This window comes from Kitasatospora sp. NPDC127060, assembly GCF_042724935.1.
In the GTDB taxonomy this organism is placed as follows: domain Bacteria; phylum Actinomycetota; class Actinomycetes; order Streptomycetales; family Streptomycetaceae; genus Kitasatospora.
Genome location: NZ_JBHXEG010000018.1, coordinates 49,400 through 66,895 on the forward strand (window position 1 = coordinate 49,400; position 17,496 = coordinate 66,895).

Consider the following 17,496-nt stretch of genomic DNA (forward strand, 5'->3'; position numbering starts at 1 on the left):
AAACCCCTTGGTGACGGTGGGTGGGGGACCTTGCTGAACGGCTGGTGGGCGGGCGGGCAAGGCCCGCCTACCAGCTGGTGCTGAACTCGACGCCGAACACGGTGGGGACCGCCGCCAGGACGGACGGTGCCGAGGGGCCCGGTCCGCAGGCGGCGCTGCCCAGGCCGTGGTGCGCCTGGTCAAGGTGGAGATGGAGCCTGCCGCCGGGAACCAGGTCGTGCTGGTGGGTCGCGGCGGTCAGGGCTTCGGTGCTCCAGGGCCGCACGGTCAGGTCGATGACCGGGGCGCCGGTGACGAGCAGGGTGCCGTCCGGGACGGTGATCCGGGCGTGGCGGACGTGGTGGCGGTTTCCGTTCTCCTGCGGGCGGACGTAGGGGGTCTGCATGGCCGAGACGGTCGACCGGTAGCGGCCGACCCGCGCGGCGGCGCGGGAGTCGCGATAGGCCTCGCCGGGACCGGGGCCGAACCACTCGACCTCGGCGTCGGTGCCCGGCAGCGACATCGCGACCCCGAGGCGGGGCAGCGGCGCCGGCCAGGCGCCGTCGGGGGTGACGGTGGTGTCCAGCCGGAGCCGGATCCCGTCCCCGCCGGGCCCGTCGGAAGCCGTCCAGCGGTAGACCACGTCGAGCCCGGAGGCGGAGCCGGCGGCGGCGAGCCGGGCGGTGACAGTGAGTCCCGAGGCGTCGGGCTCGACGCGCAGGACCTCGTGGCGCATCCGGTACAGTCCGGCGGCCAGCCAGGAGTTGATCTGCGGCTCGGCGAACGCGCCAAGCCGGTCGTTGTCGATCGGGGCCCGCCAGATGTCCAGCCGCGGACCGTCGAGTTCCAGGTCGCCGAGCCGGACCAGCAGACCGCTCCGGGCGTCGAAGCGCGCGGCGCCCAGGGCGAGGTACCCGTCGTGGACGGTCGCCGCCACCGCGGTGGACGGGACGGGCTGGCTCGCCGGGACGACCAGGCCCTGGCCCCAGGAGATCTCGTGGCCGGCCGCGGCCCAGCTCTCGTCAGCGGCGAGCGCCGCGGTGACGGTCAGCCACACCTCCTGGCCCGAGCCGTTCTTGCGCGCCGAGTCGCACGCGGCGGCGAGGTCGGCGGGCCACTCGACGGTGCTCGTCGCGCCCGGTTCGGTCGCGGGGACGGTCAGGCTGCCGGAGCCGACCGGCTCGCCGCCGTCCTCGACGGTCCACCGGAAGTCCAGGTAGCCGCTCTCGCGGTCGTGGTGCAGGTTGTGCACGACGATCTGCCGTGCCGTCGGGTCGAGGTGGATCCGGACCGGCTCGATCACCTTCTTGAACTCGACCAGGCCCGGCGACGGCGTGCGGTCGGGGAACAGCAGACCGTCGGCCACGAAGTTGCCGTCGTGGACCTCCTCCCCGAAGTCGCCACCGTAGGCGTAGAAGGAGGCCTCGTGCTCGGTGGTCCGAGCGATCCCGTGGTCGATCCACTCCCAGACGAAGCCGCCGGACAGCCGCGGGTGCGCCTCGATGACCTCCTGGTACTCGGACAGCCCGCCGGGGCCGTTGCCCATGGCGTGCCCGTACTCGCACAGCACGGCCGGCAGGGAGCGGCGGTGGGCGTCGTCGGCCGGGTCGGCGGTCGGGGCTTCCTGGCCGCGGCCCACGGCGGCCAGTTCGTCCACGCCGATGTACATGCGGGAGTACAGGTCGACGTAGGAGCAGCTCGCCCAGTCGCCTTCGTAGTGGATCAGGCGGCTGTCGTCGCGCTGCCGGATCCAGGCGGCCGCGGCGGCGAGGTTGGCTCCGGTGCCGGACTCGTTGCCCAGCGACCAGACGATGATCGAGGGGTGGTTCTTGTCCCGTTCCACGAGCCGCGCCGTCCGGTCCAGGTAGGCCTCGCGCCAGGCGGGGTCGTCGCTGGGGTTGCGCCGCCAGCCGCCGGGTTCGAAGCCGTGCGTCTCCAGGTCGCCCTCGCCGAACACCCACAGTCCGTGCTCGTCGCACAGGTCCAGGAAGCGGTGGTCGGGCGGGTAGTGGCTGGTGCGCACCGCGTTGATGTTGTGCTGCTTCATGAGCAGCACGTCGGCCAGCATGGTGTCCTCGGTCAGGGTCCGCCCCGTCAACGGGTGCCACTCGTGGCGGTTGACGCCTCGTAGGGAGATCGGCCGGCCGTTGACGGTCAGGACCCCGTCGACCACCGCGACGGTGCGGAAGCCGATGCGCAGCGGGATCCGTTCCCCGGCCGCCGAGACCAGTTCGCCGGAGTACAGGCGCGGGTGCTCGTCCGACCAGGGTTCGACGCCGTCGATCACGTGCGGTCCGGCCGGGTCGACGGCGGTGATGCCGAGTTCGGGCACCGACAGCGACACCGGGGTCGGGGCGGTGACGTCGACGGCCAGGGTGCCCCGGCCCGTGGTGTGGTCGTAGCCGGCCTGGACGAAGAAGTCCTCGACACCACGGGCGGCCACGGTGACCGAGCGGAAGATGCCGGACAGCCACCACATGTCCTGGTCCTCCAGGTAGCTGCCGGACGACCACTGGTGCACGCGGACCGCGAGCACGTTCCGCCCCGGCCGCAGAGCGGCGGAGACGTCGAACTCGGTCGTCAGCCGGCTGCCCTTGCCGTCGCCGAGCCGGACACCGTTGAGCCAGACCGCGAACGCGGAGTCGACGCCCTCGAACCGGAGGACGGCCGTCGCCGCCGGGAACCCGTCCGGGACCTCGAACGCGCGGCGGTACTCGCCGGTCGGGTTCTGCCGGGGTACCCGCGGCGGGTCGACCGGGAACGGGTAGAGGATGTTGGTGTAGGCCGGGGAGCCGTACCGCGGCTCGCCGGGCAGACCGGTCATCTGCCAGCTGGACGGCACGGGGAGCAGGTCCCACCCGGTGTCGTCGAAGTCCGGTGCAGCGAGGTCCCCGGTGAGGTCGTCCAGCCCCGACGCCAGGCGGAATCTCCAGTCGCCGTCGAGCGCGATCACGGGCAGGTCGGAGGCGAACGCTGCGCGCGGCCGCAGCCGTCCGCTGCCCGGCGACCGGTGTTCGACGTAGGCGTTGGGGTCGTTCATTGGTGGAGGTGCTTCCTCTCGGAACTCGTCGAGGTCACGGGCACTGCTCGGCATGACCTGCTGCTGGCTCGGGTGCTAGGCGGTCGCTCGCGGCGGGGCGCTGCTCGCCCGGACGGTCAGGGTCGGGCGCAGCAGCGAGATGACGTTGGTCGGCGGCCGACCGGAGTCGACGGCGCGCAACAGCAGTTCGACGGCCTGCTGGGCCATCTCGCGCTTGGGGAAGGTGACCGTGGTCAGCGCCGGTTCGATCCGTCCGACCTGCGCGATGTCGTCGAAGCCGACGACACTGACGTCCTCGGGGACCCGCCGGCCCGACCGCACCACCGCCTCGATGGCGCCGAAGGCCAGGACATCGTGGGTGGCGAAGACCGCCGTCAGCTGCGGATCCGCCTCCAGCGCCGCGCAGGCCGCGGCGTACCCGCCGGCGGCGTCGTCGCTGGTGCGGGTGAACACCATGCTGTCGTCGATGGCCAGCCCGTCGGCGGCGAACGCCCGGCGCAGCCCGCTGACGCGCAACGTGTGGGCGGGGAGGTCGGCGATCACCGCGACGTTCCGGTGGCCGAGTTCGCGCAGGTGGCGCCCGGCCAGGAAGCCGGCGTGCTCGTAGTCGATGGACACCACCGGGAGCGTCGTCGGCGGCTCGCCCTCCCACGCGAACAGCGTGACCGGGAAGGCGGCCGCGGTGAGCATCGGCAGCTGCTGGCCGACGCCGTTGTCCCCGGCGACCAGCAACCCGTCCACCGAGCGCGCGGCGAGGTTCTCCAAGTGGGCCCGGGTGTAGTCGGGATCGTCGCGGGTGGTGGCCAGCAGCAGGTTGTAGCCGCGGCTGACCAGGACGTTCTCCACCTCCTCGACCACCTCCGAGTAGAACGGGTTGGCCACCGACGGCACGAACAGGCCCACGGTCGAGGTGCTGCCGGTGCGCAGCGAGCGCGCCACCAGGTTCGGCTTGTAGCCGAGTTCGGCGATCGCCGTGTTGACCTTCGCCAGGGTCTCCGGCCGCACCTTCTTGCCGGACACCACGTTGGAGACGGTCTGCTTGGTGACTCCCGCCCGAGCGGCCACCTCCGCCATTGTCACCACGAGCACTCCAGAGCTTTTATCGATCCACGAAAGTGGCGTCAGCGTAGGTCCGCTTCGTTCGCGAGGACAAGGAGTCGGCAAGAGGTCGTGACCCAGCCGTTATGGGAACGGGATGAGAACTGCGCACGTCGCGCCTGTTACAGCCCCGGGATCCGCGCCATCCGTTGACGGCGCCGGAAATGCGCCATTAACATCCCGCCCACACCGGTCACATGGATCGGTCAACGGTGCGGGGTCAGCCTGGCCCGCCGCACAAACCGCCACTCCACGTCCGCCGCGCGCCACCTCACCTGGGTGCGCCGTGGTGGCCCTCTCGGTCGCGACACCCCCACTCGCCACAGCTCGGCTGTGGCGTCGCGAGCGCTCCGCCCCGCCCTCAGCGAGCGGCGAGAGCCTGAACAGACCTGCAAAGGTCTCGTCTTGAGGAGAGACAGGCATGATCCGACCGGCCGGCAACGAAGCCGACACCACCCCCGCTTCGCCCCGGGGCAACTCGCGCGTCAACCGCCTCATCGCAGCCACCGCCAGTGCCGCCGTCACGGCGGCGAGCCTCCTGCTCACCGGTGCCGTCCCCGCACACGCCGCCACCACCGTCCACACCTACGCACCGACGGGAGTGGGAGGCGGTACGAGCGCGTCCCCGGACGTGGCGTCCACCAAGTTCCAGGTGCAGGCTGCCGGCACGCCCGTCCAGGCTGTCCAGTACACCGAGAACGGCCACAACTTCGACATCGCGCGCTTCGCGTCGGACTCCCGGACGCCGACGGTCACGGTCACGCTGCCCAGCACGACGATCGACACGGTGAACGTCTACCCGGCGCGCTACTACCCGGCCGGCAGCGTCTCGGTGAGCACGGACAAGCACACCCTGACGTTCCAGATGTCGGCCGCCGCCGGGCTGAACCAGGCGATCGTGATGGTCAACGGCGACTCGACCAATGCGACGGGACAGCCCTACCTGGCGGTCGTCAACGACCCCCTGGAGGACCCGGCGCAGCGTCCGGACACCACGAGCGCGTCGGACGGTTCCGGCGTCAACCTCCAGACCGGTGTCCTCAACTTCCAGGAGTTCGCTGGGAAGTACCTCGCGGCGCACCCGAACCGCGCGGCTCAGCAGGCCCCCGCCGCGACGACGAGCTCCATGGCCGGAAGGACCGTCGACGGCACCGCCGTCCCCGCCGGTCAGCAGGCCTCGGCCGGGAGCCTGGTGAGCGCGAGCAGCGTCAACGTGCGGTACCCGAAGGTGCGGGTGATGGCCGCCGACGACGTCACGTTCGCCCTGAAGGCCGCTCTCGACACCATCAAGGCCAACCCCACGGCGCTCAACACGCTCTACTTCCCGAACGGCACGTACGTGTGGTCCGGTCTGCTGGTCAACGGCCTGGACGGCAGCAAGCTCAAGGGCGGCAAGCTGAAGGTCTACACCGACGAGGGTGCCCTGCTGAAGAACCGCGTCCAGGCGTACATGGAGGCGTTCGAGCCGGCGATCGGGATCGTCAACGCGAGCAACATCGAGATCGACGGTCGCGGCGTCTTCGACGGCAACGGTGTGGCGAACTACAACGCCTCCAGCAGCGGTGACCTGCACGACGCCTACCGCAGCCAGCACCAGGGCGGCGTCATGGTGATGCACTCGTCGGACATCACGTTCAACGACACCTACGAGCGCAACGCGAAGCAGTGGAACTACGAGACCCACAGCGCCAACCGGGTGACGTTCAACAACATCAAGGCCCTCACCCCGTACCGCCAGCCGTGGGTGGACGGGACGGACTTCGCCGGCGGCCAGGACATCACCGCCAACGGCGTCTTCACCCTCGGCAACGACGACGCGTTCGCCTCCGGCCACTACAACCCGAGCGACGGATTCACCCCGCTGGCCTCCGGCGTGTGGAACAACTTCCAGCTCGGCACCGCCGGCGCCGACGTCCAGGGCTACGTCAACGCGGTCGCCGCCCACGACGCCGTCGCCGCGGATCTCGGGTTCAACTCCTACCACTGGGACATCGAGGACTCGAAGAACATCTCGGTCAGCAACACGCTCAACTGGGCCGTCGCCGCCGGCAACGCGATCCGCATCGGCTGGAGCCCGTACGGATACCAGCTCACCAACTACACGTTCGACAACTTCAACTCCGTGTCCCCGTTGGCAGGCGGCATCTTCGTGCACAACGGCCCCAACCCGTACCCGCGCATCCAGAGCATTGTGGTGAGGAACAGCTCGATCGACACCTCCCGGTTCACCCAGGGACCGATCGGGCTCAACGGCGGCAACGGATCCACCCAGACCATCACCGCCGACCAGCAGGCGACCTACGGCTTCGCCCCCAACCCCGACGGGTCGGGCAACGCGTACACGTACACCAGGGCCCCGATCGGCACCTTCAGCCTCGACAACGTGTGGTTCTCGCGGCAGAACACGAGCAGCAGCCCGCTGAACGGCGCCACGAACGTGACGCTGAACAACATCCGCGTCGCCGGCCAGCCCGTCGAGTACACCAGCCAGCTTCCGCTGACGACGAGCGGGATCGGCACGTTGACCACCACCTACACGGACGCCGCCGGCCAGACCCGGAACGTCAAGCCCGGCGCCGTGACCAGCGGCGACACCTGGGTGGGCGCGTGGAGCGGCGACCAGAGCACGAACAACTCCTCGGACCTGACCCTGATCACTCGCAACACCGGGGTCGGCCTGATGGGTGAGCGGTACACCACCGGGACCGGGGACGGAAAGCTCTCCTACCTCCAGTTCCCCCTCGGCAACCTCAGCAAGGCGCCCAGCCAGGCAACGCTCCACCTCACCTACGTCGGCCACCGCTACTCGACGGTCCCGTCGACCGACACCGACCAACTACTCCTCCAGCCCGTCAGCGACACCACCTGCACCGGCGGCGGCACCTCCTGCCCGGTCACCACGATGACCTGGCAGAACCGGCCCAGCTTCACCGCCACGACCTCCTCCGTCGCCAGGTCGGCCACCTTCACCCTGGGCCCGACCCTCATCCCCGAGGGCGGCGGCACCCACCAGGGCAACGCCATCGACGGCCGCGACATCACCGTCGACATCACCGCCTTCGTCCAGAACGCCGTCACGGCCAAGCAGTCCACGCTCCTGCTCGCCGTCGGTGACACGGGCACCGGACACGAGCTGCGCTTCGTCAGCTCCGAAGGCGCCACCGGCCCGGGCAAGCTCACCAACGCGACCGCCGACATGGTGCCCGCGCTGACCGTTAACCCGTAGACCACCGCATCCCGCCGAGAACACGACGACCGCGGCACGCGGCGAGGCCGGTCCCCCTGGATGTCCTCTGGACGGGAACCGGCCCTCGCCGCGGCCCCGTTCCCTCAGGAGCACTCCATGCCCGTCCTCCAGATCGACGGCGACGACCTCACCCTCGACGGTGAGCCGTTCCGGATCATCTCCGGGGGCCACCTGGGGGTGGCCCTGCCGGGGGTAGGCCTCCTTGACCAGTGTGCTCAGTGGGACGGGGCGGGGCGAGTAACAGCGGTAGAAGGCGAGTTGCCGGTGCAGTGGCGCTGCGCCCCGACGCTGTGGACGCCCTTCTTCAGGTCACCGGTCTCGTCAACGACCAGCACGGCGTCCTCTTCCCCGAGCTGGTCGACGACGAAGGCCCTGACGTCATCGCGGACTTGGTCTGCGTCCCAGGAAGCGCGGCTGAGCAGGTGCTGCATGCCGGCCGGACTGGCATCCCGCTCTGCGATCGTCCAGCAGTTCTTCCTCGGCAGATCCGCGAGCAGGCCAAGGACGAAGGCGCGTGCCCGGCGGCGCGGTTCCACCCCGGCGAACCTGCCCGCCACCATGGCCATCAGGCCCTCGAATACCGCCTGCCAGCGGGCAGGGTCTACGCTGTGGTACACGGCCACCGGCTGATATGTGGGGGCGGGTGGCCCCGGGTCAGGTTTGGGTCGGGTCGGACTCGGTGAGGGCCTTGCGGCGGGCCCGGACGCGAAGGGCGAGCACACCGCCGCCGATGGCCAGCAGGCTCGCACCGGTGAGCGAGAGCAGGCCGACCGGGCCGGAGGTGTCCGTGGTCCCGGCCGGCGATCCGCCCGGGGTAGGCGGGGCGAGCGGAGCGGCGGCCTTGTCGCGGGTGAACGCCAGCGTGCCGAAGCCGAGTTGGTCGAAGCCGCCGCTGTTCGGGCCGTAGTCTCCACCGCCGCCCTCGGTGCCGACCTTGGCCGCCATGGCGCTGGTGTACGGCGCGGGCAGGTCGCGGCGGTTGACGTAGTGGTTCTGGATCATCGCCCAGATCGGGCGCAGGTCGCCCCGGCCGTCGGCGGAGAGCGCCGTGTTGTCCACCGTCTTCGACCCATTGCCGGGTCTGCCCTGTTGGAAGGTCAGGCGGGTGAACGGGACGTCCTGGCCGAGGTTGTACTTGGCGACGTACTCGGCGCCTTTGAGGAAGCGGTTGTCGTCCTCTCCGTAGAGGTCGATGCCCTGGTTCCACGCCATCTCGCACAGGGTGCCCATCAGTCCGACGTCGAGCATGGTGTGCCCCTGGTCGCGGCCGGACTCCTGGAACTGGCCCAGGCCGCCGGGGTGGAGGTAGGGGATGGCGTGCTTGAGCGCGCCGTTGCCCGGCCCGTTCCGGTAGTAGTCGACGGCTTGGTCGACCTTGGCCCGGTCGTCGCACAGGACTCCGATGGCGAAGATGGTGCAGAGCGCGGCCAGGTCCCAGTTGGCGTAGTAGTGGGTGATGTACGCGCCGTTGTGGTTGCGCAGGAAGTCGTCGCAGACCGAGTAGAAGACCTTCACCATCATGGTCTTGAACCGCGCGAGGTCGAACCCGGAGTAGTCGCGCATCAGTTCGGCCGCGTTGGCGAACTGGTAACCCTGGATGCCGGCCGCGAGGAGCGCGTCGGAGCTGCCGGTGATCTGATTCAGCGTCCCCGGCCAGGCGTTCAGGATGTCCCGCGCGGCGTCTCCGTGAGCGCGGTCGCCGCTGATTCGCCAGCGCAGGGCGTTCTGGTACGCGGCGTGGACGTCGTTGTAGAGGGTCGGGAAGTTCTGCGGCTCGTCCCCGCCCCGGTGGACCACCTCCTGTGGGTTCGCCTTCCAGTCGCTCTGCGCATGGGGGTTGGCCGTCAGTCTCTGCCAGCCCGCCAGGTACGGCTGGGTACCGGCGGCGACCTTGGCGGCCATCCGGTCGAGGTCCGCCCGGCAGTGCAGCAGCCCCGGGTGCGCGAAGGCCGGCGCGGGGGTGGCAGCGGCGCGGGGCGTCCCGCTCACCGCGACCGCGGCGCCCCCGAATCCGGCCGCGCCGGCGAGTCTCAACACGGCGCGGCGACTCGGTTGCTGGGTGATGTGGGCCTCAGTCACTGGGCTGTCTCTCGGTCGTCGACGCTTCTCACCAGGACGCGTCCGGCATGTTAACGATAACAATGCTTCCCGGCCCTGATCCTAGTACTCCAGCTGAGCACGCCGGAGACTCCAGCCCGGCGGGCATGCAGCACCTGCTCGGCCGCGCATCCTGGGACGGGGACCAAGTCCCCGACGACATTGGGTGGCCGACGCGGTCGGCGCGTTGGTGCCGGTCGCCGGCGCTGTGCTGAACGTGCGCCGGGCTTCCCGGGGCAGAGGCTGGTTCTTCCGGCGGGACTGCCGCTGGGGGATGCGCCTGGTGGACCCGGCGGTCAGGTCGTGGTCGAACCCGGCGATCATGTCCAGCTCGGCGACGGTCTCGCCGGACTTCGCCAGGTCGTGCAGTGTGTGGGGCATCGTTTGCACGGCATCCGCGTGATCGCCGCGTCCCGTGCGTCGGTCTTGGCCTCGCCCGTGGCGAGGAGACCAGCCGCGCCACGCTGAGACCGTGACTCCCTGGGCAAGGGAGGGCTCGTGCTGCGCCTGCGGACGGTCGACACCGACGGCAGTCACGATGGGGTAACGGCGTGTCGGCTCTCTTGTCCTCTGAATTGTTAGCGCTAACAATCGCCTCGACGGCGACGAGCCGTTCCTCTCGCGCCCCACCCGGCCCATGGAGTCACAGATGAGCACAGCCCCCCACTCGGCGCAGCTGTCACGTCGCAGCATTCTCGGCCTGGCCGCCGCAACTCCTTTGGCGATGACCGGCATACTGAGCTTCGGCGCAGGCACCGCCCGCGCCGCCGTGCCCGGGTCGCCCGGTGTGACGTATGCGAACACCATCGCCGAGCAGCGGGCTGACCCGCACATCTTCAAGCACGCCGACGGTTTCTACTACTTCACTGCGACCGTGCCGGCGTACGACCGGATCGTGCTGCGCCGGGCCACCACGATCCAGGGGCTCACCTCGGCCGCCGAGACGACCATCTGGACCAGGCCCGCCACCGGCACGATGGGCGGCTACATCTGGGCCCCGGAGATCCACTTCATCGACGGCAAGTGGTACGTCTACTTCGCCGCCGGTGACGCCGACAACGTCTGGCACATCCGGCCCTACGTCCTGGAGTGCGCCGACGCGAACCCGATCACGGGCACCTGGACGGTGAAGGGCCGTATCCAGCTGCCGCTGGACACCTTCTCCCTGGACGCGACGACCTTCGCCGTGAACGGCACCCGCTACCTCGCCTGGGCGCAGAACGATCCGGCCGTTGGCCGCGGCACCAACATCTACCTCGCCCAGATGTCCAGCCCGTGGGCCATCACCGGTACACCCGTCATGATCAGCCGGCCGACCGCCGCCTGGGAGACCGCCGGAGGCGAGACGGTCAACGAGGGCCCGGCCGTGCTCCAGCGGAACGGCAAGGTCTTCATGACCTTCTCGGCCAGCGCCACCGACGCCAACTACTGCATGGGCATGCTGACCGCGTCCGCCTCGGCCGACCTGCTCAGCGCCTCGTCGTGGGCGAAGAGCACCGGCCCGGTCTTCGCCAGCTTCGCCGCCACCAGCCAGTACGGCCCCGGGCACAATCAGTTCACGGTCTCCGAGGACGGCAAGTCCGACATCCTCGTCTACCACGACCGCAGCTACAAGGACATCACCGGATCTCCGCTCAACGACCCCAACCGCCGTACCCGCGTGCAGAAGATCTACTGGAAGGCCGACGGCGGCCCCGATTTCGGCGTCCCCGTCGCCGACGGCCTCACCCCCATCCGCCTCTCCTCCTACAACTACCCCGACCGGTTCATCCGGCACTGGGAGTACCGCGCCAAGATCGAAGCGGACGTCGCCCCGCTCGCCGGCTCGCAGTTCCGCGTCGTCACCGGACTCACCGGCACCGGCACCGTCTCCCTGGAATCGGCGAACTTCCCCGGCTACTACCTGCGTCACAAGAACAACGAGGTGTGGGTGGAGAAGAACGACGGAACTACGCTGTTCGCCGGTGACGCCTCCTTCACCGCCCGGCCCGGCCTCGCGGACTCCGCCGGCGTCTCCTACGAGTCGTACAACCTCCCCGGCCGATACATACGCCACTACAACTACCTGCTGTACGTCCAGGCTGTCAGCACGACGGCCGCTCAGGCAGACGCCACCTTCTACACCCAGTGACACACCCCGACGTCCCATAGCCCTCGGGCAGCTCCGACCCCACAGGGCGGGAGCTGCGTGAGGGAACCGGCTCATCTGCCACCCCCCTGGCGTCGCAATGGATGTGGCGATCTCCTTTCCGGCCCGCCGGACGCGAAGAGTCTCCACGCCCCGACTGGCGGCCGGACAGACAAGCCTTCAGTACCGGTCAGGGCGAGGGTGAGAACGGGCCGCCGGATTCGACCTATTGGCGTTAACCAATCGCAGACAACGAACAATGATCGCTGTCTCGAACGAGCGGAGGGGGAGTCGCTTGGACGGGGTGCTGGAAGGACCCCTCGTGCTCCACACCATGAACCGTCAACGGTCACATCGTCGCTGGGCGATGCTCGGGGCGACTCTGCTGTCCCTGATCGCCTCCCTGCTCGTCGCTGTCGCACAGCCCACTGCCGCAGCAGAGGGCCGGCCGTTCACCAACCCGGTCACGACGCAAAAGGGTGCCGACCCCTGGCTTGAGTACTACAACGGCAACTACTACCTGGTGACGACCACGTTCACCAACAAGCTGCTCATGCGGAAGTCCCCCACTCTCGCCGGGCTGAGCACGGCCCCGAGCGTGGAGATCTGGTCGGACACCACGGCGGGCCGCAACGCCAACATCTGGGCACCGGAGATCCACTTCCTCGACGGCAAGTGGTACCTGTACTACTCGGCCGCACAGGCCGGCGTCGCCTGCTGCGACACCCAGCGCACCCATGTGCTCGAGAGTTCGGGTACCGACCCGATGGGCACGTACACGTACAAGAACATCCTCACCGACGCCAGCCTCACCCCCGGCCCGGCCGCCGCCCGGGGCTGGCTGATCGACGCCACTGTTCTCCAGCACGACAACCGGCTCTACCTGGTGGGCAGCGGCAAGATCAACGGAAGCGTGCAGAGCCTGGTCATCGCCCCGATGGGCAACCCGTACACGCTCAGCGGCTCCTTCAGGATCATCTCCAGCCCCGCCTTGAGCTGGGAGACCGTCCGCAACCCCGTCAACGAGGGCCCCGAGCCGCTCTACCACGACGGCCGGACCTTCCTGACCTTCTCGGCCAGCGACTGCCAGACACCCGACTACAAGCTGGGCCAGCTGGAGCTCACCGGCAGCGACCCCCTGGACCCCGCCTCCTGGACGAAGAAGCAGACGCCGGTCTTCCAGCGCAGTGATGCCAACAGCGTCTACGGCCCGGGTCACAACGGCTTCTTCACGTCGCCCGACGGCACCGAGAACTGGATCGTCTACCACGCCAACAGCTCAGCCACCGCCGGGTGCGGCAACTCCCGTACCACCCGCGCGCAGAAGTTCACCTGGAACGCCGACGGCACGCCCGACTTCGGTACCCCGGTCGCCCTGGGCACGACGCTGACCGGCCCGTCCGGCGAGACCTCGACCACCCCCACCGCGTACACCATCGTGAACCGCGACAGCGGCAAGTGCCTCGACGTCGAGGGCGGCAACACCGCCGATGGCGCCAACATCTTCCAGTGGAGCTGCAGTGGCGGCGCCAGCCAGAAGTGGCGCATCGAGGACATGGCCGACGACTCCAGCCGACTGGTGAACGTGGCCACCGGCAAGGTCGCCGACATCGCGAACTGCTCCTCCACCGACGGCACCGACATCCGGCAGTGGTCCTGGCTGAACAACAACTGCCAGAAGTTCCGCCTGATCTACACCGGCGGCGACTACGTCCGGATCACCAACGTCAGCACCGGGAAGGTCGCCGACGTCGCGAACTGCGGCACCGGCAACGGCGTCGACGTGCGCCAGTGGTCCTGGCTGAACAACAACTGCCAGCAGTGGCGGCTCGTACCCACGACCGCCTGAACGGCCTCACGCAGCCAGTGCGCCGGGCGGACGCCACAAGCGCTTCAGGCGAACCGGCGCTCGACCTGGCGGCTGTCGGAGATGGATCACCGAGCCGAACCGTCGGCGCTGAACAGCGCGGAGCGCGCTACCCGAGTTCTGGGGTAGCGCGCTCTCAGGCCGGGGTGGCCCGTCAGCCCGTGCTGACCGCGATCGTATGCCCTGGCAGGCGCCGTGGTGCGGGCCGGTGGTGGCCTTCGGGCGCTACGGCAGGAGCCGTTGGAAGGCGGGCACGGCGACAGCGGCCACGGCGACGTGCATGACCATCAGGGCGATGACTCCGGTCCAAGCGGTGCCTGGCCGGCCGCCGTTCATGCCCAGGGCCACGCGTCAAAGGGGGCTGGAACACGGGAACACCAGGACGAGACGCCGTGGCAGAGCCTCGCCGCCCGCCTGGCGGAGGTGGTGCTGGAGGCGAGGGCCGGGGCCGCTCGCGCGGCGGGTTCACCACCAAGGTCCACCTGAGCGCGGACGGCCGCTGCCGTTGGAGAAGATCCGCGTTCCACGGACCGGTCCGGGCAGGCCCCCCGCAAGTCGCCCGACAGCGTGGCCTGCGACAAGGCGTACAGCAACGGGCCGTGCCGCGCCTACGTGCGTAGGCGCGGCATCCGGCACATCATCCCCGAGAAGGCCCACAGCCGGGCCGCCCGCCTGCGCAAGGGCTCACGCGGGGGACGACCACCGGGCTTCGACGAGGAGCGCTACAAGAAACGCAACACCGTCGAACGGGCCATCAACAGGCTCAAGCACGCCCGAGCAGTCGCCGCCCGCTACGACAAACGCGGATACGTCGACCTCGGTACCGTCACTGCAGCCGCCCTCGTCATCTGGCTCCGCACATGATCGACCGGACGGAACCTAGCCGTTGGCGAGGGACGGGTCCAGGAAGAGGCGGTCGTAGACCTCCAGCGAGCGGATCGAGGCCCACGTGCCGGAATCCAGGCCACCGGTGACGGTCACCCGGACGTAGCGGGTCCGGGCCGTGAACGCCGCGGTCTGCACCTGCGCGGGGGTGGAGTTCCCGGTCAGGTCGGCGAGCGTGAACCAGGTGGAACCGCCGTCGGCGGATCCGTCGACCCGGAAGCGGTAGGCCTTCCCGGACTGCTCCCAGGCGATCCGGGCGCCCGTCACCGGGCGTACCGAGCCCAGGTCGACCTGGAGCCAGTGCCCGGTGCCGCCGTCGGCCGCGCACCAGCGGGTCGAGGTGTCCCCGTCCACGGCGTTGGCGGCCACGTTCCCGTGCGCGGTCTCAACGCTGTCGGCCGTGGTGGGGCACCCGCGGGCGATGTCCGTGGGCACTGCCGGGCGGTCGAGCACGATCGCGACGATCGTGTCGTCGGGGAAGCGCGTGCGGTCGATGCCGGTGACGGTGACGGCGTTCGCGCCGGTCGGGCCGAAGGACAGCGGGCTCCTGGAGACCACGTCGTAGACCGAGGTGACGTTCGCATCGCCCAGGGAGGGAGTCGTGAAGCTACTGCCGCCGCCGTACCCGGCCAGCAGGTGGGCGTAGACGGTCCGGTCGGCGAACGTGAAGCCGTACTGGCCGTCCACCGGGTTCCACGGGCCGCCGCGGGTGTTGTACACGGCCTCCCGGTTGGCGTTCATGAACCCGCCGAGCTGACGGATCAACGCGGCCTGTTTGCCCGGGACCGTACCGGTCGCGTCCGGGCCGACGTTGACGAGTACGGACATGTCGCGCACGAAGGAGTTGGCGAACAGGCCCAGTGCCTGGGAGAAGGGCATGGCGAAGTCGCCGCTGTACCCCCAGGATCCGCCGACGCTGAAGGTCTTCTGAACAAGGCGGCCGTACCGGATCGGCCCGCTCGGCACACCGGTCCCCTCGTCGAGGTCGTAGTCGCCCACCCACCCCGAACGGGAGTTGGACACGGCGTTCGGCTGGTGCCGGCGCAGCACGCCGGTGAGACCCAGCGGTCTGCCGGTGCCCCACTCGCTCTCGCCGTACGCGGAGTCCACCTGCCAGCCGTTGGCGCCGTCCCGGTACTGACCGGGCTCCCAGAAGAAGGACCCCGCCGCGTCGGTGCCCTGCTGTGCCAGCCAGCCGCCGTCCCACCACAGGTCGTCGATCGCGCCGTAGTCGGTGACCAGTTCCTTGACGGACTGGTACACCTCGTTCTTCATGGTCCGGGCGTTCTCGTGGTAGTCGAAGCCGGCCGGGTCGGAGCCCTCGTAGTTCCACGGGTACGGACTGTTCGGCAGCACGCAGTCGGAGGTGAGCGCGGGGCTCGGGGGCTTCGCTCCGCCCACGTCGTAGTAGCCGGGGTAGCGCCAGTCGATCGGGGAGTAGTAGAGCCCGACCCGAAGGCCCGCCGCGCGCACGGCGTTGACGTAGCCCTTGACGAAGTCCGTGCCGGCGGGGAACGGGGCGTCACCGGTGGTCCACGCGTTGGGGTGGCGGCTGGGCCACAGGGCGAAACCATCGTGGTGACGGGTGGTCAGGACGACTTCGGCGGCTCCGAGGTCCTTGGCCAGCTGGGCCCACGCGGCGGGGTTGTAGGACTGGGACTGGCTCGCGAACGGGCCGGCGTACTGCGCCCGGTAGGAGGTCGGCCCGGTCTTCGAGTAGAACATGTGCCACTCGCCCTGGGCCGGAGCCGAGTAGACGCCCCAGTGGATGAACATGGACACCTTGTTGTCTCGCATCCACTGGATCCTGCTGTCCGGCTGCTGCCAGGCTCCCTGGTCGAACGTGGGGATGCGCAGCGGGACGAGGGGTAACGGGGTGCCCCCGGTCCCGGCCGCCTCGGCCGGGACGCCGACCGGTCCGACGACGGTGGCGGCGGTTGCCACTGCCATGCCGGTGAGCATGCTCCTACGACTGATGGATCGTGACATGAATGCTCCGTTTGTCCTGGAATGATCGCTCTCGGGTGGGCTGCGCGAGTCAGGTACATCTATCGCGGCGACCGTGCGGACTGTCAAGGCATCTGACAGTCACATGTCCGATGAATCGCGAGGTCGACGATTCCCACCGGGCCTCCGCCGGCTTGCTCCGGAGACGCGTCGTCCTGTTCGCGGCGGGATGAACTCGCAGGTGAGTCGGCTGAGTTCGACCGCCATCGGCGAGCTTCGAGGATCGTTCCACTGGCCGGACGGGCTGAAATCGCACTGAGCGATTCCATGGGATGGGCGACATTCATCGGATCGATCCGCGTCGAGCCAGGTCTCTCGGCCACCTGCGCCGCGCCAGCCGTCAGTCGAGGACCGATCCCGGCTCGCCGAGGGATTCGCGGAGCCACTGCTCGACCCCGGCGACGTGCACGGTGGCCCAGGCGTGGGCGAGCTCCGGGCGCCGGCCGGCGATCGCGTCGTAGATCGCTCGGTGCTGCTGGCGGGTGCGCTCGGACGCGCCCTCCTCGGTCAGGCCGCGCCAGATCCGCGCGCGGGTGGTCGGCCCGGACAGGCCGTCGATCAGCGAGGAGAGCACGGTGTTGCCCGAACCGGCTGCGATCCTGCGGTGGAACTCCAGGTCGTTGGCGATGGTCTCGTCCAGCGTGGCGGCCTCGTCCAGGTCCTGCAGCAGCTCGGCCAGGCCGGCGATGTCCTCCTCGGACATCACCCGGGCGGCCATCGCGGTCGCGGCGGGCTCCAGGATGCGGCGCACCTCCAGGAACTCCAGCACCGTGTGGTCCTGGTGGAAGTCGACGACGAAAGCCAGGGCGTCCAGCAGGATGTCGGGCTCCAGGCTGGTCACGTACGTGCCGTCGCCCTGGCGCACGTCGAGCACCCGGATGAGCGAGAGCGCCTTGACGGCCTCCCGCAGGGAGTTGCGCGACAGGCCCAACCGCCCGGCGAGGTCCGCCTCCTTCGGGAGCTTCGAACCCGGGCGGAGCTCACCGCTCACGATCATGGCTTTGATCTTCTCGATCGCCTCGTCGGTGACTGGCACTGCCTCGCCTCTCCTGGTCGTCTGATCTTCGCAGCATACGGGTTCCGCCGGTCCCGGCCCCGGCGCTTCGGGGCACCGGGGCCGGGAACGGCGGCCGGGACGGCTACTCCTC

8 protein-coding genes and 3 pseudogenes are annotated in these 17,496 nt (G+C 69.7%); 4 read left to right on the top strand and 7 right to left on the bottom strand.

Annotated features, from left to right (window positions below; all coding sequences use genetic code 11):
* Positions 1 to 67 precede the first annotated feature (67 nt).
* Together ACFWIS_RS13385 and ACFWIS_RS13390 are read right to left on the bottom strand one after the other, a co-directional pair.
* Positions 68 to 3,019, bottom strand: a complete 2,952-nt coding sequence (locus tag ACFWIS_RS13385) for a glycoside hydrolase family 2 TIM barrel-domain containing protein (protein ID WP_380453537.1) — start codon at positions 3,017 to 3,019, stop codon at positions 68 to 70.
* Between the two features lie 75 nt (positions 3,020 to 3,094).
* A complete protein-coding gene (locus tag ACFWIS_RS13390) occupies positions 3,095 to 4,093 on the bottom strand; it encodes a LacI family DNA-binding transcriptional regulator (RefSeq protein WP_380453624.1) in 999 nt (332 codons plus the stop codon).
* Between the two features lie 445 nt (positions 4,094 to 4,538).
* Between ACFWIS_RS13390 and ACFWIS_RS13395 the strand changes: the two genes are divergently transcribed.
* Positions 4,539 to 7,343, top strand: a complete 2,805-nt coding sequence (locus ACFWIS_RS13395; protein WP_380453539.1) for a glycosyl hydrolase family 28 protein — start codon at positions 4,539 to 4,541, stop codon at positions 7,341 to 7,343.
* Between the two features lie 275 nt (positions 7,344 to 7,618).
* On the opposite strand, the pseudogene ACFWIS_RS13400 reads toward ACFWIS_RS13395, so the two are convergent.
* Both ACFWIS_RS13400 and ACFWIS_RS13405 read right to left on the bottom strand, forming a co-directional pair.
* A pseudogene (locus ACFWIS_RS13400) lies at positions 7,619 to 7,930 on the bottom strand (transposase); the annotation flags it as partial.
* Positions 7,931 to 8,018: 88 nt separating this feature from the next.
* Positions 8,019 to 9,443: an alginate lyase family protein gene (locus tag ACFWIS_RS13405; RefSeq protein ID WP_380453542.1), complete on the bottom strand. Its 1,425-nt coding sequence runs from the start codon at positions 9,441 to 9,443 to the stop codon at positions 8,019 to 8,021.
* A 667-nt stretch (positions 9,444 to 10,110) separates the two neighbouring features.
* Here ACFWIS_RS13405 and ACFWIS_RS13410 point away from each other — a divergent pair.
* The 3 genes and pseudogenes from ACFWIS_RS13410 to ACFWIS_RS13420 all read left to right on the top strand — a co-directional run.
* Positions 10,111 to 11,592, top strand: coding sequence for a family 43 glycosylhydrolase (locus ACFWIS_RS13410; protein WP_380453544.1), 1,482 nt, complete (start codon positions 10,111 to 10,113; stop codon positions 11,590 to 11,592).
* A 331-nt stretch (positions 11,593 to 11,923) separates the two neighbouring features.
* Positions 11,924 to 13,438, top strand: coding sequence for a family 43 glycosylhydrolase (locus tag ACFWIS_RS13415; protein ID WP_380453547.1), 1,515 nt, complete (start codon positions 11,924 to 11,926; stop codon positions 13,436 to 13,438).
* Between the two features lie 529 nt (positions 13,439 to 13,967).
* Positions 13,968 to 14,320: pseudogene (locus ACFWIS_RS13420) on the top strand (transposase); the annotation flags it as partial.
* 15 nt (positions 14,321 to 14,335) lie between these two features.
* On the opposite strand, the gene ACFWIS_RS13425 reads toward ACFWIS_RS13420, so the two are convergent.
* The 3 genes and pseudogenes from ACFWIS_RS13425 to ACFWIS_RS13435 all read right to left on the bottom strand — a co-directional run.
* Positions 14,336 to 16,291, bottom strand: a complete 1,956-nt coding sequence (locus ACFWIS_RS13425) for an alpha-L-fucosidase (RefSeq protein ID WP_380453549.1) — start codon at positions 16,289 to 16,291, stop codon at positions 14,336 to 14,338.
* A gap of 397 nt (positions 16,292 to 16,688) precedes the next feature.
* Positions 16,689 to 17,066 carry a FadR/GntR family transcriptional regulator gene (locus ACFWIS_RS13430; RefSeq protein WP_380453626.1) on the bottom strand — a complete coding sequence of 126 codons (378 nt, stop codon included), beginning with the start codon at positions 17,064 to 17,066 and terminating at the stop codon, positions 16,689 to 16,691.
* A pseudogene (locus ACFWIS_RS13435) lies at positions 17,057 to 17,384 on the bottom strand (FadR/GntR family transcriptional regulator); the annotation flags it as partial. The gene ACFWIS_RS13430 and the pseudogene ACFWIS_RS13435, both read right to left, overlap by 10 nt.
* Positions 17,385 to 17,496 lie beyond the last annotated feature (112 nt).